The sequence below is a fragment of the Kocuria sp. p3-SID1428 genome, from assembly GCF_025149945.1.
Lineage (GTDB): Bacteria > Actinomycetota > Actinomycetes > Actinomycetales > Micrococcaceae > Kocuria.
The window spans coordinates 61,123-81,488 of record NZ_JALXVH010000005.1; the positions used below are offsets into that span (position 1 = coordinate 61,123).

A 20,366-nucleotide genomic window follows, 5' to 3' on the forward strand; every position below is an offset into this window, starting at 1 on the left:
CGGATCCGCCAGGACGCGGCAGGCGATAGCGTGCTGGGGTGTCGCAGCTCAGCCAGGACCCCCGCCAGGATGTCGCCCCGTCTGCTCCCGCCGGGGCGGCTCCGCGACTCGAGTCCCGGCCCACGACCGCCGAGCGCCTGATCGGGGTCCTCTCCGACCCCTCGGATCCGGACTGGCGCCGTCCCGGGCCCGGTGCCACGGGGCTGCGCCGCGATGTCCTGGGGGCCCTGGCTCTGTTCGGGGTGGCCGCCCTCATCCTGGCCCTGCTCGAGAGCTTCGCCGGCACGAGCGAGGACCGGCCCCGCTGGCTGGGCTATCTCATGGTCGCGCTGCAGATCCTGCCGCTGGCCGGGCGCCGCCGCTGGCCCGCTGCGGTCATGGTGGTCTCCACGGCGGTCTACGTGATCGGCTACTACCTGACACCCATGGCGGCGGGTCAGTCTGGGACGGTGCTCGGGCTGTACGTCGCGGTCTACACGCTCGTGGCCTGGGGGCCTTCGCGGCAGGTCGTGCGCATCATCGTGGCCCTGTTCCTGGTCCTTCTGCTGCTTTGGGTGGGCATCGACCTGGCCATCACGGGCTCGTACGCAGAGATGGTCGAGGAGCTCGACTCCCAGGCCGGGCCCTTCGAGCCCATGTCCGCCTATTCGGCCTACTCCTTCCTGCTCAACATCCTGGGCTTCGGCATCACGATCTTCCTGGGGTGGACCTCGTGGCGCTCGGCGCTGCGCGGCCATCAGAACCGCGCGCAGGCCGAGCAGCTGCGCAGCCAGTCGCAGCGCCTGGCCTGGCAGGCGGTCGTCGAAGAGCGCCTGCGGATCGCCCGCGAGCTGCACGACGTGATCGCCCACCACGTCTCGGCCATCGGGATCCAGGCCGGGGCAGCCCGGAAGGTCCTGCACCGAGATTCCGAGCTGGCGGCCGAGGCGCTGCGCTCGATCGAGGGATCCAGCCGCCAGGCCGTGAGCGAGACCCGGCAGCTGCTGGGCGTCCTGCGAGCGGACTCGGACGCGGAGGCCGCCGATGGACAGCCGCGAGCGGAGACGGCGCCGGCGACGAGCCCCGGGCCCCGGCTGGAGGAGATCGAGCAGCTCGCACGCGAGCACGCCCAGCGCGGCCTGTCGGTGACGGTCACCTGGGTCGGCGGGGCAGAGGCCGCTGAGCTGCCGCCGACCCTCGGGCTGTCCATGTACCGCTGCGTCCAGGAGGCGCTGTCGAACGTGGTGCGCCACTCCACCGCCACCAGCGCCGAGGTCGTGATCCGCAGCATCCGCCGGGACGACCACGGCTCCGGGGCAGCGCAGGCGATCGAGCTCGAGGTGCTGGACGGGGGAAGGCCCCGTGCGGGCAGCGCCGGCACCGGCTTCGGACTGCGAGGACTGCGCGAACGGGTCCAGCTCCACGGCGGGACGGTGGAGATCGGCAGCCGGGAGCCCGGGCCCGGCTGGCGCGTGCGGGCGAGGTTCCCGCTCGAGAGGCTCGGTCCCGAGGCGCCCGACTCGGAATGAGAGGATCACAGCCATGACCTCTGTGCTGCTGGCCGATGACCATGCTCTCGTGCGCTCAGGCTTCGCCATGGTGCTCTCCGTCGAGGACGACCTCGAGGTCGTGGGCCAGGCCGCCGATGGTCGCCAGGCCGTGGAGAGGGTTGCCGAGGGCGGTGTCGACGTCGTGCTGATGGACGTGCAGATGCCGGACATGGACGGGCTCGAGGCCACCCGGCGCATCGTGGTCGCAGGCGGAGCCAAGGTCATCATCCTCACGACCTTCGACCGGGAGGACTACCTGTTCGAGGCGCTGCGCGCCGGGGCTTCGGGCTTCCTGCTCAAGAACGCCGACCCGGACGATCTGGTCGACGCCGTGCGCTCGGTGGCCGACGGTCACGCGCTGCTGGCTCCGGAGGCCACGGTGCGGGTGATCCAGCGGTGGGTCGCCGCGGACGCAGCGGCTCCGGGCGCTTCCGCCCCCCACGGCGCAGCCGCGCCGACGTCGGCAGCCGCTGCGCAGCGCACGACCGGGACGACGGCGACCATTCCCTCCGCCGGCCCAACCACCGAAGTCGGCGCATCGGGCCCGGGGCGTCCGTCCGAGGAGCATCGCCGTCTGCTAGAGGGCCTGACCGAGCGGGAGTCCGAGATCCTTCGGCTCATGGCCGAGGGGCTGTCCAACGCCGAGATCGCCCAGCGCCTGTTCGTCGGCTCGGCCACCGTGAAGACCCATGTGTCGAATGTGCTGGCCAAGACCGGCAGTCGCGATCGGGTCCAGGCCGTCGTGCTGGCGCACCGGGCCGGCGTCGTCGGGTCCTGAAGCGCACGATCTCGGGCCGCTCCGCCTCGCGGCGGAGGCCTCGTCCGTGCCCAGACGCTGGGCTGTCCCGGAGGTTCCGTCGCACGGCGGAGGACCGCGGCGAGGCCCGTCCCTAGGCTGGTCCCAGTTGCGCTGGGGGAGCTGCCCCGGCGCTGAGGCCGAGAGCTCAGGAGCCCACGTGAGCAGCACGCAGACAGCGCAGGAGACGCCCTCCGACGGCGCCGTGAGCCGCAGCACCACCTACTCGCCGCCCAGCCGGGGCCATCGGCTCGAGGTCCGCGGCCTGACCCGCACGTTCGGCGAGAAGTCCGCCGTCGACGACGTCTCCTTCACCGTGGAGCCCGGGGGCATGACGGGGTTCATCGGGGCCAACGGCGCCGGGAAGACCACGACCATGCGCATGATGATGGGCGTGCTGCGGATCCATTCCGGGCAGGTGCTCTGGGACGGCCGCCCGATCACCGCCGCCGACCGCGCGGGGTTCGGGTACATGCCGGAGGAGCGCGGGCTGTATCCCAAGCAGGGGATCCTGGACCAGCTCGGCTACCTCGGTCAGCTGCACGGCATGGAGCGCGCCCAGGCTCTGCGCGAGGCCCAGCGCCTGCTCGAGCGCTTCGATCTGGCCGATCGGCCCAAGGACAAGCTCGAGACCCTCTCGCTCGGCAATCAGCAGCGCGTCCAGGTGGCGGCCTCCCTGCTGCACAGTCCGTCCGCCCTGATCCTCGACGAGCCCTTCTCCGGGCTGGACCCGGTGGCCGTGGACTCGATGGTCGAGCTGCTGCGCGAGCACATGGCTCGCGGCGTCCCCGTCCTCTTCTCCTCCCACCAGCTCGACCTCGTGGACCGGCTGTGCGACTCCATGGTGATCCTCTCCGGCGGCCGCGTGCTGGAGCACGGCACCGCGGACGAGCTGCGCGCCGCCCGCCCGCTGTCACATCGCCTGCGATGCAGCGAGGACGTCGGATGGGTGCGCGAGGTCCACGGCGTGCAGGTTGAGGACCTCGACGGCTGCCGGGCCGTCGTGCGCCTGGACGACGACGCCGCACGCGCCGAGCTGCTGCGCCGAGCGCTGGACCGCGGCCTGCAGGAGTTCACCGACCTGGCGCCCACCCTGTCCGAGATCTACCGCGAGGTGACCCGATGAGCTCTGCGACCCGATCCGACGGACCCGATGCCTCCGCACCCGGTGCTTCCGAGGAGGCCGGCGGCCCCGGTCGCACGGTCGAGCGCCCGTGGCTGACCGTGATGATGCGGGAGCTGGCCGTGAAGGTCCGCAACCGCTCGGTGCTGATCTCCACGGCGGTCACGCTCGTGCTGATCGTCGGAGGCCTCGTGGCCTCCTCGCTGCTCTCCGGCACGGATTCGGGTAGCGAGCACGAGATCGCGGCGGTGGGCGCCGGCTCGGTCGAGATGGTCGAGGCCGTCGATGACAGCCTGTCGGACGACGACTCGGCGAGTCCGTGGGAGGCTACGCGTCAGGAGGCCGAGCAGCTGCTCGACGACGGCGACGTGGACGCGGCCCTGGTCCACGAGGACGGCTCGTGGGTGCTGCTCGGCGACGGCTCCCTCGATCCGGTCCTCGAGCAGGCCGTGACGCAGTCGGTCTCCAGCGCGACCATCGCCGCGAACGCGGCCGGCGCGGGCACCTCGATGGATCAGCTCGCGCAGGGCTCCGAGGTGCGGGTCGAGCAGATCGGCGAGGGGTCGGACAGCAGGGATACCGCGGCCTCGTTCGTGCTGCGCTACGTCTTCGCGCTGCTGTTCTACATGGCGGCGATCATGTTCGGGACGGCGATCGCCAACTCCGTCCTGGAGGAGAAGCACAACCGCGTGGTCGAGATCCTGGCCACGGCCATCCCGGTGCGCCAGATCCTCTACGGCAAGGTGCTCGGCAACTGCGTGATGGCGTTCGCGCAGATGGGCCTGTTCGCAGGCGCCGGTCTCCTCACGGCCTCGCTGCTCGGGCTCACGGACGACCTCGGCTGGGCGCTGTCGGCCTCCGGCTGGTTCATCGCGTTCTTCGTCGTGGGCTTCGCCGCGCAGGCGACGATCTGGGCGGCCCTCGGCGCACTGGCCTCGCGCAGCGAGGACCTGAACACGTCCATGACGCCGATCATGACAGTGCTCGTCGTCGCCATGCTGGCGGGGCTCATGGGCACCGGCACCTGGCTGACGGTCGCCTCCTACGTCCCGATCATCTCGTCGATCGCCATGCCGGTGCGCCTCCTGGAGGGCGAGGCGGCCGTGTGGGAGCCCTTCGCGGCCCTGGCCGTGTGCGGCGCCTTCGGCTGGGCCATGCTGCGGATCGGAGAGCGGGTCTACCAGCGCGCGGTGTTCCAGGGCGGGCGCTCGCTGTCCTGGCGCCAGGCGATGCGGCTCGAGGACTGAGACGGCGCCTCCGGCAAGCGTGAGCGGACTCGCACCGGGGACCGGGGCGTCATCGCCTGCAGCCTTGACAGATCTGGCACAATAGCCGGGTACCCGAAACGAGCGGACCCTCTCTCCGCCCGGATTCGCGTCCACAGGGTGCACCTCAAGATCGGCCCGCCCCACGGGAGCGTGACCGGTGCATCCGTACCTGAATACCAAGGAGAGATTGCACAAGTGGCAGTCAAGATTCGTCTGAAGCGCATGGGCAAGATCCGCGATCCCCGCTACCGCGTGGTCGTCGTGGATTCCCGCAAGAAGCGCGATGGTCGCGTGATCGAGGAGGTCGGCATCTACCAGCCGACGGAGAACCCCTCGCTCATCCGCATCACCTCGGAGCGCGTCCAGTACTGGCTCGGCGTCGGCGCTCAGCCTTCGGAGACCGTCCTGGCCCTGCTCAAGGTGACCGGCGACTGGCAGAAGTTCAAGGGCCTGCCGGGCGCCGAGGGCACCCTGCAGCAGCCGGAGTCCAAGGCCGCCTTCGTGGCCGAGGACAAGGGTTCCGTGATCATCCCCGAGGCGATCACCCCCAAGGCGGAGAAGACCGAGGACTCCGCCGAGTCCGAGGCCGCCGCGGAGGAGCCCGCCGAGGCTGAGGCCGAGAAGGCCGAGTGATCATGCTCGCCGACGCGTTGGAGCACCTGGTCCGCGGCATCGTGGACAACCCCGAGGACGTCGACGTCACCGCTAAGAGCGGTCGGCGCGGCGAGACCCTCGAGGTGCGCGTGCACCCGGATGACCTCGGTCGCGTGATCGGGCGCCACGGTCGCACAGCGGCTTCGCTGCGCACCGTGATCAGCGCCCTGTCCGATTCCGAGGGCGTGCGGGTCGACGTGGTCGACACCGACCGCCGACGCTGAGGCGAGTGGGTCCGCACGGACCCGGCACGAGCCATCGTGCATCGAACACGGCCCCCGTGTCCCGCAAGGGCGCGGGGGCCGTCGTCATCCCGGGCCTCCTGAGCAGGAGGCCACGAACCACCGGCACGGGCAACCCGTGCGCAAGGAGCACTGCGTGAAGGTCCAGGTCGCCCGCATCGGCAAGCCGCATGGCATCCGCGGCGAAGTCACCGTCCAGCTGTTCACCGACGACCCCCAGGGCCGCTGCGCCCCGGGCTCCGTCCTGCAGCTCGAGGCCGCCACCGATCAGGCCGCCCGCCTGGCGCCGACTGGCACCCTGGAGATCTCCTCGGCCCGGTGGAACAAGTCGGTCATGGTCCTCGGCTTCACCGCGGTGAAGGACCGCAATGCCGCCGAGCTGCTGCGCGAATCCCGCCTCTGGGCCGAGACCGAGGACGACGACCAGGACGACGACGCCTGGTACGAGCACGAGCTGCTCGGCCTCGAGGTCGTGCTGGCCGCCGAGCTGGAGCAGGCGCAGGCCGAGGGGCGCGAGCCGGCCGCTGTCGGGAAGGTCACCGCGCTGCGCACGCTGCCCGCTCAGGACCTGCTCGAGCTCGAGCTGGCGGACGGGCAGGAGGGCATGGTGCCGTTCGTCGAGCAGATCGTGCTCCAGGTGGATCCGGAGTCCGGCCGCGTGGTGATCGACCCGCCGCCCGGTCTGCTGGACCTGGAGGCGGCGCAGGGCACCGAGGACGAGGCCGCCGAGCGCGCCGCGGAGACCGGCGAGCCGGCGGATCTCAGCGGCCTCGAGCTGCCGGGGCAGGAAGAGCGCCCGTGAAGCTCGACGTCATCAGCATCTTCCCGGAGTACCTGGCTGCCCTCGACCTGTCGCTGATCGGCAAGGCCCGGCGCGACGGCCTCCTGGATCTCACCGTCACCGACCTGCGGGAGGCCGCCACCGACCGGCACCGCACCGTCGATGACACGCCCTACGGCGGCGGCGCCGGCATGGTCATGCAGCCCGAGCCGTGGGCGCGTGCCCTCGAGACGGTCCTGGAGTCGTCGGGGGAGCCGCAGCCCGAAGGAGATCAGCGCCCGGTGCTGATCGTGCCGTCGCCGGCAGGGGAGGTCTTCCGACAGTCGACCGCCTACGAGCTGGCTGCACGGGAGCACCTGGTCTTCGCCTGCGGGCGCTACGAGGGGATCGACGAACGGGTGCTGGACTGGGCGCACGAGCGCTTCGAGGTCCGGCCCATGTCTCTGGGGGACTACGTCCTCAACGGGGGAGAGGTCGCGGTGCTGGCCATGGTCGAGGCCATCGCCCGCCTGGTGCCCGGGGTGATCGGCAACCCCGAGTCGCTCGTGGAGGAGTCGCATTCGGACGGGCTGCTCGAGTACCCCGTCTACACCAAGCCGGCGCAGTGGAGGGATCGGCCCATCCCGGAGATCCTGCTCTCGGGCCATCACGCCAGGATCTCGCGCTGGCGCCGCGATGAGCAGCTGCGCCGCACGGCGGCTCGTCGTCCCGATCTGCTCGAGCAGCTGGACCCGCAGACCCTCGACAAGCACGATCGCGCGCTCCTCGCCGAGCTGGGCTGGGAGCCGGGCCCCTCGCAGTGACCCCAGGGGCAGCGCGACGTGAGTTCGGCGCTGCGCTGTGGCATAATGATCGATCGCGTGTGCGCTGGGCACGCCCCTGCCGCAGGGGGAAGAGCGACCTCAACAGCGCACGCACCGCCTGATCCCTCCACGGCGATCGGCGGCAAGCACACGACTCGCGGCACGCGAAGCCTCCGGGAGATCCCGCAGGGCCAGCGCTGTGCCGAAGACCTCACGCGGGCGACCTGCGGTGTCCGCCAGGAGATGCACTATGAACATCCTTGATGATCTCGATGCCAAGTCGCTGCGCAGCGACATCCCCGAGTTCTGGCCGGGAGACACCCTGAACGTGCACGTCAACATCATCGAGGGCAATCGCTCTCGTGTGCAGGTGTTCAAGGGCTTCGTCGTGGGCCGTCAGGGCCAGGGCGTCCGCGAGACCTTCACGGTCCGCAAGGTCTCCTTCGGCGTCGGCGTGGAGCGCACCTTCCCGGTGCACTCGCCGGTGATCGACAAGATCGAGGTCCTGACCCGCGGCGACGTCCGCCGGGCCAAGCTGTACTACATGCGCGATCGCCACGGCAAGGCTGCTCGCATCCGCGAGAAGCGTTGATCCGCTTCCCCACTGCATGCCGCGTCCTCCGGGGCGCTTCGGCCGCGGGGAGCCGATCGATTGGCTGAGCGCAGCACGCACGAGGACCCGGCTCCGGCCGGGTCCTCGTCGTCGTCTGAAGCCACGGCCGCCCATCGGCGGCACGGCTTCCTGGAGCGCTGGAGCCGCGGCTGGAGGCTGCTGGTCGTGGCCGTGATCGCCGCGCTCGTCGTGCTGATCGGCGTGCGCACGTGGGTGGTGGACATCTACTACGTCGGCTCGCGGTCCATGCAGCCCACGATCGAGCCGGGGGACCGGATCCTGTCGGATCAGATGATCGACCCCTCCCAGCTGCAGCGCGGCGACCTGGTGATCTTCGACGGCCGCGGCTCGTTCGTCCCTGTGGACGATGACCCGCCCCTGGTAGAGGCCGGGCAGCGATTGGCCAGCTGGGCGGGGATCCGCCCGAGCGATGACACTTTCATCAAGCGCGTGATCGGCGTGCCCGGCGACACCGTGTCCTGCTGCGTGGACGACGGCCGCCTCACGGTCAACGGCGAGCCGCTCGAGGAGCCTTATCTCTTCCCCGGCGATGCCCCCAGCGAGACCGAGTTCGAGGTCGTCGTGCCGGAGGGGCGGCTGTGGCTGCTGGGCGATCACCGATCGGTCTCCGTGGATTCCCGGTCACTGCTCGGCGCACCGGGCGGAGGGCTGGTCCGGGCGGATAGAGTGCTGGGGACACCGGTCGCCGTCGTCTGGCCGCCCGGTCGGGACCTCCCCTGATTCCTGAGCGTCGCGCGATGTGCCGTGCGGCGGCCCCCTGTTCGGAAGGAAGCACAGCCTGTGAGCGATCAGCCCGCGTCGTCCACCCCCGAGAAGGCGCAGAAGGACAGCTCGTCCGGCGGCATGCTCAAGGAGATCCTGATCACCATCCTGGTGGTCCTGATCATCTCGTTCCTGCTGAAGACCTTCCTGTTCCGGCTCTTCTACATCCCCTCCGGCTCCATGGAGAACACGCTGCAGCTGCAGGACAAGATCGGCGTGAACGTCGCCGAGCCGTGGGTGGGGCCGCTCGAGCGCGGGGATATCGCCGTCTTCGAGGACACGCAGGGCTGGCTGCCGGCCGCCGAGACCACCACGAATCCCGTGCGCCGGGCTTTCGAGTTCGTGGGGCTGGCTCCCGATCGCTCCGAGCAGTACCTGATCAAGCGCGTCATCGGCACCGAGGGCGACACCGTCACCTGCTGCTCGGCAGATGGCAGGATCACGGTCAACGGCCAGGAGCTGGAGGAGCCCTACCTCTACGAGGGCGACGAGCCCTCGGAGATCCCCTTCGAGGTCACCGTTGCGGAGGACAGCTACTTCGTGCTCGGCGATCATCGCTCGGCCTCCGCCGATTCGCGCTACCACATCGAGGAGGGCACCGAGTTCGTCAGCCACGACGACGTGGTCGGCTCGGCGTTCACGGTCCTGTGGCCCATGGACCGCTGGACTTGGCTGTCGAACCCCTCCGAGACCTTCGCCGACGTCCCCGACCCGTCCCAGTGACAGGCTCGCCGTCGTCGCGCCCTGCGTCGTCTCCCGATTCGGAGGAGGCGCAGTACTCCGTGCCCGATCAGTGGGAGGGCCTGCGTGATGCTCCCGTGGTGCGCGCGGACGGCGTGCCCATGTCCCGCAGGGGGACCGGTCGGCGTGTGCGCGGAGCGGATGCCGTCCAGCCCAAGCGCAGCCGCCGCATGCAGTCGGTTCACGATGCCGCCGCCGTGGTGATGGTGGCGCTGCTGCTGTCCTTCGTCTCCCAGCATGTGCTGGTCAGCGGATACCTGGTCACCGATGCGGCCATGGAGCCCACGCTGCGTCCCGGGGACCGGGTCTTCGCCAACGTCCTGGACCTGACGGTCTCGGGCGCGGATCGCGGCGAGGTCATCGTGTTCCGACGCGGCGACGGCGACACCGAGGCCCTTGGGGACAGGCCGCAGCCGCATCCCGTGCAGCAGACGCTGTCGTTCTTCGGGCTGTCGGCCGATCGCTCCCAGGATTTCGACGTCAAGCGCGTGGTCGGGGTCGGCGGCGATCGGGTCTCGTGCTGCGATGCCCAGGGGCGGATCATGGTCAACGAGGTGCCGATCGACGAGGCCGAGGCCTACCTGTACCCGGGGGAGATCGCCTCCGACGTCCAGTTCGACGTCATCGTCCCGGATGATCAGTACTTCGTACTCGGCGACTACCGCTCCGCCTCTCACGACTCCCGAGATGTGCTCAACACCGCTCAGGGATTCGTGAGCCACGATCGGGTCCAGGGCACCGCGTTCGTGCTCGGCTGGCCGCTGGATCGCATGGGTCCGCTGCCCGATGGCACCTGGGTCTACGACGAGTCAGCGGTCTCCGTCGACGCGCAGCGGAGGCCGTGACCGGTGAATGCTGCCCCCACCCTCGAGCTCGAGCGCACCCTGCTCGAGACCCTTCCCTCCGGTGCGCTCATCGCGGGCATGGACGAGGTGGGGCGTGGGGCGCTTGCGGGGCCGGTGGCTGTCGGCGCAGCTGTCATCTGCGCCTCGAGCGCCGAGGCGCCGGGTGCGGTGCGCGATTCCAAGCTGCTGCGACCGGCCGTGCGCCGGGAGCTGGCGCCGCAGATCCGCTCGTGGGCGGTCGACTCGGCGGTGGGCATGGCTTCACCGGGTGAGATCGACGCCCTGGGGATCGTCGGGGCCCTGCGGCTGGCCGGACGACGTGCCCTGGCGCAGCTGGCACCGGGCTCCCGCCCCGATCTGGTGCTGCTCGACGGCTCCCACGACTGGCTCAGCGCACCGTCCGACCTGCTGAGCCTGGCCGCGGAGGCGCAGACGGCCCCGACCTGGGATGGTCCCGTGCGCACACAGGTCAAGGGCGACCTGACGTGCGCGTCGATCGCGGCGGCCTCCGTGCTGGCCAAGGTCGAGCGGGACGGTCTCATGGAGACCCTGGATGCGCAGCATCCGGCCTACGGGTGGGCGCGCAACAAGGGCTATGGCGCCGCCGCGCATCGGGCCGCCCTGCTCGAACGCGGGGTCACCGAGCACCACCGGCGCAGCTGGAAGCTGGGCCTGCCGAGCTGATCCCCGTCCACAGTGCTCGGACATGCCTGAGCTGCAGGGCGCGGCCGTGGTCATCCTGGTCTCTCCAGGACGACGACGGGCGGGGGAGCTCATGCCGGGTGAGGACAGCGGGCAGCGGCTGCAGCTGGGGGAGCAGGGAGAGCGGCTGGCCGAGGCCTTCCTGCTCCGCCGCGGGGCGCAGGTGCTGCAGCGCAACTGGCGAGCCAGGCCGAGCGTGCACGGTGTGCGCGGCGAGCTGGACCTCATCGTGCGGCAGGGCCCGATGCTGGTGGGCGTCGAGGTGAAGACCCGGCGCGGCACCGACTACGGCCATCCCTTCGAGGCGGTCGATGCCACGAAGCTGCGGCGCCTTCACCTGCTGCTCGCGGCGTGGGCGCGCGAATGCGGCTGTCTCGCTGAGCGACGAGTGGATGTGGTCGCCGTGCTGCTGCTCGGCCAGCCGGGGCAGGAGCGGGTCCGTCTCGAGCACCGCACAGGACTGCACTGAGCCGCGGCCTCGCGGCTCCACAGACTGCTTCTTCTCGCAGCTTCGGGGCAGGCGCTCCCGGGCTGATTCTCGGGCGATCCATCGGGCCGGTCCACGGGGACATCCTGGCGGGACCCGGGAGGTCCGGGGATCTCGGAGGGGAGCCAGCATGAGCGGTTCGGGGTATGCGCGCAGCCTGTCGGTGGCGCTGATCGGGCTGGAGGGCACGGTCGTGGAGGTCGAGGCGGACATCGGCTCGCAGATCCCGGCATTCACCATCCTGGGTCTGCCGGATGCCTCCGTGCAGGAATCCCGCGATCGCGTGCGCTCCGCCGCGCGCAACGCCGGGATCCCGCTGAGCCCGCGGCGGATCACCGTGAACCTCTCTCCGGCCACGCTGCCCAAGCGCGGCAGCGGCTTCGACCTGGCGATCGCCATGGCCGCGCTTCAAGCGGATGGGAGGCTCAAGGCCCCTCCCGGCGTCGTCTACCTGGCGGAGGTCTCCTTGGACGGCGCGCTGCGGCCGGTGCGCGGTGTGCTTCCTGCCGTGCTGGCAGCGGTGCGAGCCGGTCACGAGCGGATCGTCGTGGCCTCAGCGAATGCGCAGGAGGCCGCCCTGGTGACTGGGGCGAAGGTCCGGGCCTATGACTGCCTGGCCGATGCCGCCGCCGACTTCGGGGCGGATCCTCGGTCCCTGCGCCGACCCGCGGGCCCGGCCTCCGGCAGCGTCGCCTCCGTGGAATCGGAGGATGAGGCCCGGCTGCCGGATCTGTGTGACGTGGCCGGTCAGGCCGAGGCGCGCATGGCCCTGGAGATCGCGGCAGCCGGAGCGCTGCACCTGCTGCTCACCGGCCCGCCCGGGGCGGGCAAGTCCATGCTCGCCTCCCGCCTGCCGGGCATCCTTCCGGAGCTGGACGATCAGGCCGCCACCGAGGTGACCGCCGTGCGCTCGCTGGAGACCCGGGTGGGTCCGCGACGGAGCCTGATCCGCCGCCCGCCGTTCGAGGCTCCGCATCATTCGACCTCGGCGGCAGCCCTGCTGGGCGGCGGCTCCGGCATCCCCAGGCCGGGGGCGGTGTCTCGAGCACATCGCGGCGTGCTGTTCCTCGACGAGGCGCCGGAATTCGATCGCGGAGTGCTCGACGCGCTGCGCCAGCCCCTGGAGACAGGGGATGTCCGGATCGACCGCTCCAGCGCCAGCGCCAGGTATCCGGCGCGCTTCCAGCTGGTCCTGGCCGCCAACCCGTGTCCGTGCGGGCGCGCCAGCGGCAAGGGCGAGGACTGCCGGTGCACGCCGGCTCAGCGTCGGGCGTACTTCGGGAAGCTGTCGGGGCCGCTGCTGGACCGGGTGGATCTGCGGCTGCAGATGCCCGCGCTGAGCTATGCCGAGCTGACCGTCGGAACGGCGGGGGAGCCGAGCGCAGAGGTGGCCGCCAGGGTGGCCGCCGCCCGTGACGTTCAGGCCGAGCGGCTGCGGCCCCACGGGCTGCGCACCAATGCCGAGCTCACCTCCTCGCTGCTCAGCGGTCCCCTTCGCAGCGCTGCGTCCGTGACCGCAGGGCTCGAGCGCGAGATGGAGCGCGGTGCGCTGACTGCCCGCGGGATGCACCGGGTTCTGCGCGTGGCTTGGACGCTGGCCGACCTGGAGGCCCGCGACGGCCCCACCGCCGACGACGTCGACACCGCCCTGCACTTCCGGGACAGCACCCTGTCATGACCCGCCCGCCCGCACCGCTGAAGGAGATCGCCATGACCATCGACGACCAGCAGGGCATCCGTCGTGCGCGAGCGGCCCTGTCCCGGGTGATCGAGCCGCGGGACACGATCGGCCACGTGCTGATCGAGGCCCTGGGGCCGGTCACCTCCTGGGAGATCGTCTCCAGCGGCAGGAACCTCACCGCGCAGGAGGGCCTCGCCCTGACCCAGGCCGTGCACCGAGCCCCGGAGGAGGTGGTCGGGACCATGGGATCGGCCGCCGAGCGCTGGCAGGCCCGTGCCGCCGTCGTGGATCTCGATGCCGACCGCCGGGCTCTGGAGGATGTGGGCGGGTGGCTGTGCGTTCCCGAGGACGACGACTGGCCGCAGCAGCTCGACATGCTGGGCCTGCAGGCGCCGGTGGCGCTGTGGGGTCGCGGCCGACGGGATGGGCTGAGCCGGTGGCCGCAGGATGCGGTGGCGATCGTCGGCTCCCGCGACGTCACCGGCTACGGCCGCAGCGTCACGTTCGACTTCGCCGGCGCCCTGGCCGCACGCGGTCGCACGATCATCTCCGGCGGCGCCTACGGGGTCGACGAAGCCGCTCACCACGCCGCGCTGGCCACCGGAGTCGGAGTTGTCCCCACGGTCGCCGTGATGGCCGGCGGCGTCGATCGGCTGTATCCGCGCGGGAACCAGGAGCTGCTCGAACGGGTGAGCGTGGAGGGCGCCGTGGTCTCCGAGTCGCCTCCGGGGACCATGCCGGCGCGCTATCGGTTTCTGGACCGCAACCGGCTGATCGCGGCGCTGTCCGCGGCGACCGTGCTGACGGAATCGCGATGGCGCTCTGGAGCGCAGAACACCGCGCATCACGCGGATCGGCTCTCCAAGCCGGTGGGGGCGGTGCCCGGAAGCATCCACTCGGCCGCCTCCGCCGGGTGCCATCGGCTGATCCGGGAGGGCGTGGCGGTGCTCGTGAGCGACGTCGAGGAGGTGCTCGGCCTGCTGGCGCCCCTGGGCGCGCTTGCCGAGCCCGCGCCGGCCGAGCAGCTGCAGATCTTCGACGGACTCAGCCAGCAGGACCGCATGCTCGCCGACGCCCTGCCCGTGAGCGGCGGTGCCAGCATCGACGCACTGGCGGCCACCAGCGGGCTGCCGGTGCGCCGCCTGCTCGGTGCGCTGCGCCGGCTCGAGCGCGGCGGCCTCGCGCTGGAGCGTGACGGCCTGTGGCGCAGGCCGCGGATCCGGTAGGCCTACTGCCGAGGTCATAGGATCGGCACATGTCCCACGCCGGTCCGCATCCCGAGCACGAGTCGGCGCCTGGCTCGGTCCCGGAGGAGGGGGCCCGGCTGCTGGCGGAGTTCGGCGAGCACCTGCGCCTCGAGCGCTCACGCAGCCAAGCCACGATCACGGCCTACACCGCCGATCTCGCTCACCTGCTGGCGTGGGCGCACCGGCGAGGCGATGCCGTGGCGCAGATCGATCTCAGCGTGCTGCGCAGCTGGCTTGCGGATCTGCATGCCCAAGGCGCCTCGGCCTCGACCCTGGCTCGACGCACCTCGGCGCTGCGCACGTTCTTCGGATGGACCGCCGCGACCGGACGCACCACCTCGGATCCGACACTGCGGCTGAAGGCGCCACGACGCGGCTCCTCTCTGCCGGAGGTCGTCGGCGCGGGGGACCTGCAGGCCGTCCTCGACGCTCTCGCGGCCCGAGCCGAAGATCAGGAGGCCACGGTGCGCGACCGGGCGCTGGCCGCTCGGGATCTGCTGATCATCGAGCTGCTGTGGGCCACCGGCGTGCGCGTCGCGGAGCTGTCCGGCCTGGACGTCGATGACCTCGACCGGTCGCGCCGGACCCTGCGCGTGACAGGCAAGGGCGATAAGCAGCGAGTCGTCCCCTACGGCGCTCCCGCCGAGTCGTCCCTCGAGCTGTGGCTGTCTCGGCGCGGCACCCTGGCCACGGGGGCCAGCGGCCCGGCCCTGCTGCTGGGGGCGCGCGGAGGACGGATGGGCACCCGGCAGATCCGCGAGGTCGTCGATCGGGAGCTTGCGGCCCGCCCCGATGTGGCCGCACGCGGTCCGCACGCGCTGCGGCACTCGGCAGCCACCCACCTGCTCGACGGCGGAGCCGATCTGCGCAGCGTCCAGGAGCTGCTCGGCCACGAGTCCGTGTCGACCACTCAGCTCTACACGCACGTCTCCGTCGACCGGCTGGGTGCCGCCTTCCAGCAGGCCCATCCGCGAGCCTGAGCTCCCCGGTGAGCCGAGAGTCCGTGCCGTCGTCGTCCTTGTGACGTCGGAGTACGGCGTACACTTCGCCGCAGAGTTGACGGCAGAGTCATCGATCGAGAAAGATGAGATTGCCCAGATGTCTGATGGCCTCGAATCCATCGGCACGGACGGGCGCTGCAGGAAGGACAACTTCATCGCGGGATGATCCCGGAGGCCTCGAATCCTCCTCGATCGGACCGCATCGGCAGACGCGGGCACCTGTGCCCTTGTCGCTTCGGGAACTCGTGAAGGTCGTTGGGGAAGACGCACCTACACGTCGGAGGGACACGTCATGTCGTCAACGATCACGCGGGGAGTGTTGCACATCCACTCCGCCCCGCAGGCGCTGTGCCCTCATATCCAGTGGGCGCTCGAAGCGCTCGCGCGGGGACGCACCGCACTGGAATGGACCGCCCAGGAGGCGGAGCCGGGTTCTCTGCGCGCCGAGCTCACCTGGGCCGGACCGGCCGGGACCGGAGCGCTGATGGCCTCTGCCCTGCGCACCCTCGGCAAGATCCGCTTCGAGATCACCGAGGAGCCCTCGCCCGGAGCCGACGGCTCCCGCTGGTCCTTCACCCCGGACCTCGGCGTCTTCCACGCCACCACCGACGCCGCCGGCAACGTGGTGGTCTGCGAGGACCGCATCCGCTACGCGTTCGAGAACTCCCACGGCAATCCCGCGCTGGTGGTCAATGAGCTGTCGCTGGCCCTGGGCGAGGCCTGGGACGAGGAGCTCGAGCCCTTCCGCCTGGCCGCCGAGGGAGCACCCGTCCGCTGGCTCCACCGCGTCTCCTGATCCGCCGGAGACTGAGCAGCAGGTGCCTGGGACTGCGCTGCAGGACCTGACCCCGGCCCCTGATCCGTCGCCCGCATCGAGTGGCGTCTGAGTGCGACCCCCTTGATCGACGGGCCCCCTGGAGTGCGTTGGGGGCGTCAGACGCACACTGCCGGGCCACGCGATGTTGTGAGCGTGGTGAAATCACACTGCGGTGCCACTCGTTGAAGTGGGATCCGCTGAGTCACACCACGGCGACACCGGATCTCGGCGCCAGGACGACAGTAGCCCCGCACCTCGAGGGTGCGGGGCTGCTGTTCTATCCGGGAGCGGATCCCGGCAGCCGAGCCGACTCAGATGGAGCGGAAGGCCACCACGGCGTTGTGACCGCCGAAGCCGAAGGAGTTGGACAGCGCGGCGGCGTCGCCGGAGCGCAGCTCACGAGGCTCGGTGACCACATCCAGGTCGATCTGCGGATCCTGGTTGTCCAGGTTGATGGTCTGCGGCGCGGTGCGCTCGGTGAGGGCCTTGATGGTCAGGATGGCCTCGACAGCACCGGAGCCGCCGAGCATGTGCCCGGTCATGGACTTGGTGGCGGAGACGGGGATGCCGTCGATCGCATCGCCCAGCGCCGCGCGCATGGCGGTGGCCTCCGGGAGGTCGCCCTTGGGCGTGGAGGTCGCGTGCGCGTTGACGTGGATGACGTCCTCGACTTCGATGTCGCCCTCGCGCAGGGCCTCGCGCAGTGCGCGGGCCGCGCCGGCGCCGGAGTCATCCGGAGCGGTGATGTGGTGGGCATCGGCGGTGAGGCCGGCGCCGGCGAGCTCGCAGTAGATGCGGGCGCCGCGGGCCTTGGCGAACTCCTCGGATTCGATGACCACGGCACCGGCGCCTTCGGCCATGACGAAGCCGTCGCGGTCGATGTCGTACGGGCGTGAGGCGCGCTCGGGCTCGTCGTTGCGGGTGGACAGCGCCTGCATGGCGCCGAACGCGGCGAAATTCACGGGATGGTTGGCGGACTCGGCGCCGCCGACCACGACGACGTCGGCCTTGCCGGCCTGGATGAGCATGAGTCCCTGGTAGAAGGACTCGGTGCCCGAGGCGCAGGCGGAGACGCTGGTGATCGCGGCTGCGCGGGCCTTCAGCGCCATGCCGATCGTGGCGGAGTTGCCGTTGGGCATGAGCATGGGGACGGTCATGGGCATGACGCGTCGGACACCGCGCTCGCGCATGGTGTCCCAGGCATCGAGCAGGGTCCAGGCTCCGCCGATTCCGGTGCCGAACACGACGGCCAGGCGCTCGGGGTCGATCTCATCGGAGAGCTCGGCGTCGGCACCGGAGAAGCCGGCATCCGCCCAGGCCTCGCGGGCGGAGATCAGGGAGAGCTGCCCGGACGGGTCGAGGCGCTTGGCCTCCACGCGGGTGAGCACCTCGGAGGCAGGTGTCGAGACAGAGGCGGCGATGCGCGAGCTCGTGGGGTAGAGCTCGAGCCACTCGGCGTCGATCGCCGAGACTCCGGAGACTCCGGCCAGGGCGTTGCGCCACAGCTCGGGGACGGTGCCGCCGATGGGCGTGGTGGCTCCGAGTCCGGTGACTACTGCTTTACGGGTCATGTGCGCTGCTGCTTCCTGATCTCAGGGGTGTAAGGGGCCGGGGGACGCGGCCGGCGCGCCGCCGGCGTCGTGCCGGGGCACGACGTGGCGGCGGCGCGCTCGGACTGCGGCTCCGGTGGGCCGATCAGCCCTGGGCGTTGTCGATGAAGTCGACGGCGTCCTGAACCGTCTTGAGGTTCTTGACCTCCTCGTCCGGGATGGTCACCTCGAACTTCTCCTCGCAGTTCACGACGATGGTCATCATCGAGATGGAGTCGATGTCCAGGTCCTCGGTGAAGTTCTTGTCGAGCTGGACGGCCTCGGTCTCCAGGCCGGTCTCCTCGTTCACGATCTCGGCCAGACCTGCCAGGATCTCTTCCTTGCTCGCCATGCTGTCTTCCTTTCGTCTGGCCCTTCGACAGGGCCGTTCCCTTGGTGCGCCGGTCGGCGGGTGCCGACCGGTGATCACCTGACTCGCACTGCGAACCCGGTGACCGACGTTGTCACTGCGGTCTCAACTCTACGGGCGGCCCGGCCGCTGAGCGTGGAGCCCGATCCTCGAACGCCCGCCTCCGTGGAGGGGTCGTCGACCGCTGGCGGATCGGAAGGCTGGGGAGCCGACGGCCGCAGGTGCGAGGCCTGCGGCGCACAGCTTCAGGGCAGGATCACCACCTGGGCGGCGAACACGAGTCCGGCGCCGAAGCCGACCTGCAGAGCCGGCTTGCCGGACAGCTCGGGGTGCTCCTTGAGCAGACGGTGGGCGGCCAGCGGCACGGAGGCCGCAGACGTGTTGCCGGCATCGGCGATGTCGCGAGCGATCACGACCGACTCGGGCAGCTTCAGCACCTTGGCCATCTGGTCGATGATGCGCATGTTGGCCTGGTGCGGGATGAACGCACCCAGGTCCTCGGGCCCGATCCCGGCGGCCTCGAGGGCCTCCGTGACCCGCTTGGCAACCTCGAAGGAGGCCCAGCGGAACACGGTCTGCCCGTCCTGGCGCAGGGTCGGCGACAGCGGTGCGTCGGCCCGCATCTCGCCGGTCTCCTTGTCCGCGAGGTCGGCGCGGAAGGGACGCGGCTGGCCCTGGTCGATCAGGCGCAGATCCGTGAGGGGATGCGTCATGCGGATGGCCTCGGCCTTGGAGCCGTCGGATCCCCACACGGTGGGGGCGATCCCGGGGGTCTGCGACGGGCCCACGACAGCTGCGCCGGCGCCGTCGCCGAGCAGGAAGCTGATCGAGCGCTCGCCGTTGTCGATGACGTCCGAGAGCTTCTCCACACCCACGACCAGCACGTGCTCGGACATGCCCGAGCGGATCAGGGCGTCGGCCTGGGCGATGCCGTAGCAATAGCCCGCGCAGGCCGCCGAGACGTCGAAGGCCGCAGCGGGCGTGGCGCCCAGCTGATCGGCCAGCTCGGCTGCCATGGACGGGGTCTGGAACGGGTGCGAGATCGAGGCGACGATCACCGTGGAGAGCTGGGAGCCCTGGAGCCCTGCCGCCTCGAGCGCTTCGCGGGAGGCTTCGAGGGCCATGTCCAGGGCGCTGGTGGACTCATCCGCGCGGTGTCGGGTGACGATGCCGGTGCGCTGGCGGATCCACTCGTCCGAGGACTCGATCCACTGGCAGATGTCGTCGTTCGTGACGGTGACATCCGGTCGGGAGGCGCCCAGGCCCAGGATGCGGGAATGGGCGGTCGGGGTGTACTGGTTCAGCGTCACCATGCGGGCGTCTCCTCGAAGTGGTGGATGGGTCGCGGCGCGGAGGGCTCAGGACAGCGCACTGCGCGCATCCTCGAGGGCCTCGGTGGAGGTGACGGCCAGACCCGGCACGCCGCGCAGGGCGCGCTTGGCCAATCCGACGAGCGTGCCCGCGGGCGGCAGCTCGATGAGCTGGGTCACCTCGCGGCGCTTCATCTCCTCCATGCACAGGTCCCAGCGCACGGGGCGGCAGACCTGCTCGATGAGGGACTCCAGGTTCGCCTGCCCGGAGGAGACCGCCTGGCCGTCGCGGTTGGAGAGCAGGGTCGAGGCGGGGTCCTGCGGGGACAGCGAGCCGGCGAGCTCGCGCAGCGGCTCCAGAGCCGGGGCCATGTAGTCGGTGTGAAAGGCACCGGCCACCTTCAGCGGGACCACGCGCGAGCGCTCCGGCGGGTTCGCGGCGAAGGCCTCGAGGGCCTCGAGGGAGCCGGCCGCGACGATCTGCCCGGAGCCGTTGGCGTTGGCCGGAGTCAGCCCGGCGGCCTCGATGGCCTCGCGGATGACGTCCTCATGCGGCGAGAGCACCGCGGACATGCCGGTGGGCGTGGCGGCGGCTGCCTGGGCCATGGCGGTGGCGCGGGTGCGCACGAAGCTCATGGCGTCGTCCTCGCTCAGCGCGCCGGCCAGAGCGGAGGCCGTGATCTCGCCGACGGAGTGCCCGGCGAACAGGAGATCGTGGCGGTCGTCGAGCTCGCTGCGCAGCAGGCGCGCTGCCACCAGGCCTGCGGCCACGATCAGCGGCTGGGCGACGGCCGTGTCCTTGATGGTCTCGGCATCGGCCCCGGTTCCGTAGTGGATGAGGTCGAGGTCGGCTCCGCGGGAGAGCTGCTCGAGGTGCTCGCGCACGCCGGGCAGCGGCAGCCACTCGGCGAGCATTCCTGGCTTCTGGGCGCCCTGTCCGGGGCAGAGGATCGCAATCACCCATGCAGTCCACCAGATCCGGGC

At 71.0% G+C, this 20,366-nt stretch carries 22 protein-coding genes; 18 read left to right on the plus strand and 4 right to left on the minus strand.

Annotation, left to right across the window (positions count from 1 at the left end; genetic code table 11):
• Nucleotides 1-38 precede the first annotated feature (38 nt).
• From M3E84_RS02265 to M3E84_RS02350, 18 genes are all read left to right on the plus strand, one after another.
• Nucleotides 39-1,508 carry a sensor histidine kinase gene (locus M3E84_RS02265; RefSeq protein ID WP_259894382.1) on the plus strand — a complete coding sequence of 490 codons (1,470 nt, stop codon included), beginning with the start codon at nucleotides 39-41 and terminating at the stop codon, nucleotides 1,506-1,508.
• Between the two features lie 13 nt (nucleotides 1,509-1,521).
• Nucleotides 1,522-2,307: a response regulator transcription factor gene (locus M3E84_RS02270; RefSeq protein ID WP_259894383.1), complete on the plus strand. Its 786-nt coding sequence runs from the start codon at nucleotides 1,522-1,524 to the stop codon at nucleotides 2,305-2,307.
• Between the two features lie 178 nt (nucleotides 2,308-2,485).
• Complete coding sequence (locus M3E84_RS02275; RefSeq protein WP_259894384.1) at nucleotides 2,486-3,451, plus strand: ABC transporter ATP-binding protein; 966 nt, start codon at nucleotides 2,486-2,488, stop codon at nucleotides 3,449-3,451.
• A complete protein-coding gene (locus M3E84_RS02280; protein ID WP_259894385.1) occupies nucleotides 3,448-4,695 on the plus strand; it encodes an ABC transporter permease in 1,248 nt (415 codons plus the stop codon). The genes M3E84_RS02275 and M3E84_RS02280 overlap by 4 nt, the downstream gene beginning before the upstream one ends.
• Nucleotides 4,696-4,911: 216 nt before the next feature.
• Nucleotides 4,912-5,349 carry a 30S ribosomal protein S16 gene (gene rpsP, locus M3E84_RS02285; protein ID WP_259894386.1) on the plus strand — a complete coding sequence of 146 codons (438 nt, stop codon included), beginning with the start codon at nucleotides 4,912-4,914 and terminating at the stop codon, nucleotides 5,347-5,349.
• Nucleotides 5,350-5,351: 2 nt separating this feature from the next.
• Nucleotides 5,352-5,594: an RNA-binding protein gene (locus M3E84_RS02290; RefSeq protein ID WP_259894387.1), complete on the plus strand. Its 243-nt coding sequence runs from the start codon at nucleotides 5,352-5,354 to the stop codon at nucleotides 5,592-5,594.
• Between the two features lie 154 nt (nucleotides 5,595-5,748).
• Nucleotides 5,749-6,414 (plus strand): ribosome maturation factor RimM, encoded by a 666-nt coding sequence (gene rimM, locus M3E84_RS02295; protein ID WP_259894388.1) that lies wholly within the window; start codon nucleotides 5,749-5,751, stop codon nucleotides 6,412-6,414.
• Nucleotides 6,411-7,196, plus strand: coding sequence for a tRNA (guanosine(37)-N1)-methyltransferase TrmD (gene trmD, locus M3E84_RS02300; protein ID WP_259894389.1), 786 nt, complete (start codon nucleotides 6,411-6,413; stop codon nucleotides 7,194-7,196). The genes rimM and trmD overlap by 4 nt, the downstream gene beginning before the upstream one ends.
• A 250-nt stretch (nucleotides 7,197-7,446) precedes the next feature.
• Nucleotides 7,447-7,788 (plus strand): 50S ribosomal protein L19, encoded by a 342-nt coding sequence (rplS, locus tag M3E84_RS02305; RefSeq protein WP_006215087.1) that lies wholly within the window; start codon nucleotides 7,447-7,449, stop codon nucleotides 7,786-7,788.
• A 60-nt stretch (nucleotides 7,789-7,848) separates the two neighbouring features.
• Nucleotides 7,849-8,550, plus strand: a complete 702-nt coding sequence (gene lepB, locus M3E84_RS02310; RefSeq protein WP_259894390.1) for a signal peptidase I — start codon at nucleotides 7,849-7,851, stop codon at nucleotides 8,548-8,550.
• A gap of 60 nt (nucleotides 8,551-8,610) precedes the next feature.
• Complete coding sequence (lepB, locus tag M3E84_RS02315; protein WP_259894391.1) at nucleotides 8,611-9,315, plus strand: signal peptidase I; 705 nt, start codon at nucleotides 8,611-8,613, stop codon at nucleotides 9,313-9,315.
• A 59-nt stretch (nucleotides 9,316-9,374) separates the two neighbouring features.
• Nucleotides 9,375-10,178 carry a signal peptidase I gene (gene lepB, locus M3E84_RS02320; RefSeq protein WP_259894392.1) on the plus strand — a complete coding sequence of 268 codons (804 nt, stop codon included), beginning with the start codon at nucleotides 9,375-9,377 and terminating at the stop codon, nucleotides 10,176-10,178.
• A 3-nt stretch (nucleotides 10,179-10,181) separates the two neighbouring features.
• The gene (locus M3E84_RS02325; RefSeq protein WP_259894393.1) at nucleotides 10,182-10,862 is read left to right on the plus strand and encodes a ribonuclease HII; all 681 of its coding nucleotides are present in this window, start codon (nucleotides 10,182-10,184) and stop codon (nucleotides 10,860-10,862) included.
• Nucleotides 10,863-10,884: 22 nt separating this feature from the next.
• The gene (locus tag M3E84_RS02330; RefSeq protein ID WP_396415542.1) at nucleotides 10,885-11,349 is read left to right on the plus strand and encodes a YraN family protein; all 465 of its coding nucleotides are present in this window, start codon (nucleotides 10,885-10,887) and stop codon (nucleotides 11,347-11,349) included.
• Between the two features lie 148 nt (nucleotides 11,350-11,497).
• Nucleotides 11,498-13,045: a YifB family Mg chelatase-like AAA ATPase gene (locus M3E84_RS02335; RefSeq protein ID WP_259894394.1), complete on the plus strand. Its 1,548-nt coding sequence runs from the start codon at nucleotides 11,498-11,500 to the stop codon at nucleotides 13,043-13,045.
• Nucleotides 13,042-14,274 (plus strand): DNA-processing protein DprA, encoded by a 1,233-nt coding sequence (dprA, locus tag M3E84_RS02340; RefSeq protein ID WP_259894395.1) that lies wholly within the window; start codon nucleotides 13,042-13,044, stop codon nucleotides 14,272-14,274. Before M3E84_RS02335 ends, dprA begins: the two co-directional genes overlap by 4 nt.
• Nucleotides 14,275-14,303: 29 nt before the next feature.
• Nucleotides 14,304-15,275, plus strand: a complete 972-nt coding sequence (locus tag M3E84_RS02345; RefSeq protein WP_259894396.1) for a tyrosine recombinase XerC — start codon at nucleotides 14,304-14,306, stop codon at nucleotides 15,273-15,275.
• 313 nt (nucleotides 15,276-15,588) lie between these two features.
• Nucleotides 15,589-16,092 (plus strand): DUF3145 domain-containing protein, encoded by a 504-nt coding sequence (locus M3E84_RS02350; RefSeq protein WP_259894397.1) that lies wholly within the window; start codon nucleotides 15,589-15,591, stop codon nucleotides 16,090-16,092.
• 332 nt (nucleotides 16,093-16,424) lie between these two features.
• Here the strand turns inward: M3E84_RS02350 and M3E84_RS02355 are convergent, their stop codons facing one another.
• The 4 genes from M3E84_RS02355 to M3E84_RS02370 all read right to left on the minus strand — a co-directional run bounded on the left by M3E84_RS02355 (nucleotide 16,425) and on the right by M3E84_RS02370 (nucleotide 20,342).
• Complete coding sequence (locus M3E84_RS02355; protein ID WP_259894398.1) at nucleotides 16,425-17,684, minus strand: beta-ketoacyl synthase; 1,260 nt, start codon at nucleotides 17,682-17,684, stop codon at nucleotides 16,425-16,427.
• Between the two features lie 124 nt (nucleotides 17,685-17,808).
• Complete coding sequence (locus M3E84_RS02360; RefSeq protein ID WP_006215098.1) at nucleotides 17,809-18,054, minus strand: acyl carrier protein; 246 nt, start codon at nucleotides 18,052-18,054, stop codon at nucleotides 17,809-17,811.
• 263 nt (nucleotides 18,055-18,317) lie between these two features.
• On the minus strand, nucleotides 18,318-19,385 hold the full coding sequence (locus M3E84_RS02365) for a beta-ketoacyl-ACP synthase III (protein WP_259894399.1): 1,068 nt from the start codon (nucleotides 19,383-19,385) through the stop codon (nucleotides 18,318-18,320).
• A 45-nt stretch (nucleotides 19,386-19,430) separates the two neighbouring features.
• A complete protein-coding gene (locus M3E84_RS02370) occupies nucleotides 19,431-20,342 on the minus strand; it encodes an ACP S-malonyltransferase (protein ID WP_259894400.1) in 912 nt (303 codons plus the stop codon).
• Nucleotides 20,343-20,366: the final 24 nt, after the last annotated feature.

Excerpts from the sequence above, each read along its gene's own strand:
- M3E84_RS02270 (WP_259894383.1), top strand. The coding sequence starts at position 1,522 with ATGACCTCTGTGCTGCTGGCCGATGACCATGCTCTCGTGCGCTCAGGC.
- M3E84_RS02280 (WP_259894385.1), top strand. The coding sequence starts at position 3,448 with ATGAGCTCTGCGACCCGATCCGACGGACCCGATGCCTCCGCACCCGGT.
- M3E84_RS02290 (WP_259894387.1), top strand. The coding sequence starts at position 5,352 with ATGCTCGCCGACGCGTTGGAGCACCTGGTCCGCGGCATCGTGGACAAC.
- rplS (WP_006215087.1), top strand. The coding sequence starts at position 7,447 with ATGAACATCCTTGATGATCTCGATGCCAAGTCGCTGCGCAGCGACATC.
- M3E84_RS02330 (WP_396415542.1), top strand. The coding sequence starts at position 10,885 with ATGCCTGAGCTGCAGGGCGCGGCCGTGGTCATCCTGGTCTCTCCAGGA.
- M3E84_RS02335 (WP_259894394.1), top strand. The coding sequence starts at position 11,498 with ATGAGCGGTTCGGGGTATGCGCGCAGCCTGTCGGTGGCGCTGATCGGG.
- dprA (WP_259894395.1), top strand. The coding sequence starts at position 13,042 with ATGACCCGCCCGCCCGCACCGCTGAAGGAGATCGCCATGACCATCGAC.
- M3E84_RS02345 (WP_259894396.1), top strand. The coding sequence starts at position 14,304 with ATGTCCCACGCCGGTCCGCATCCCGAGCACGAGTCGGCGCCTGGCTCG.
- M3E84_RS02350 (WP_259894397.1), top strand. The coding sequence starts at position 15,589 with ATGTCGTCAACGATCACGCGGGGAGTGTTGCACATCCACTCCGCCCCG.
- M3E84_RS02355 (WP_259894398.1), bottom strand. The coding sequence starts at position 17,684 with ATGACCCGTAAAGCAGTAGTCACCGGACTCGGAGCCACCACGCCCATC.
- M3E84_RS02360 (WP_006215098.1), bottom strand. The coding sequence starts at position 18,054 with ATGGCGAGCAAGGAAGAGATCCTGGCAGGTCTGGCCGAGATCGTGAAC.
- M3E84_RS02365 (WP_259894399.1), bottom strand. The coding sequence starts at position 19,385 with ATGGTGACGCTGAACCAGTACACCCCGACCGCCCATTCCCGCATCCTG.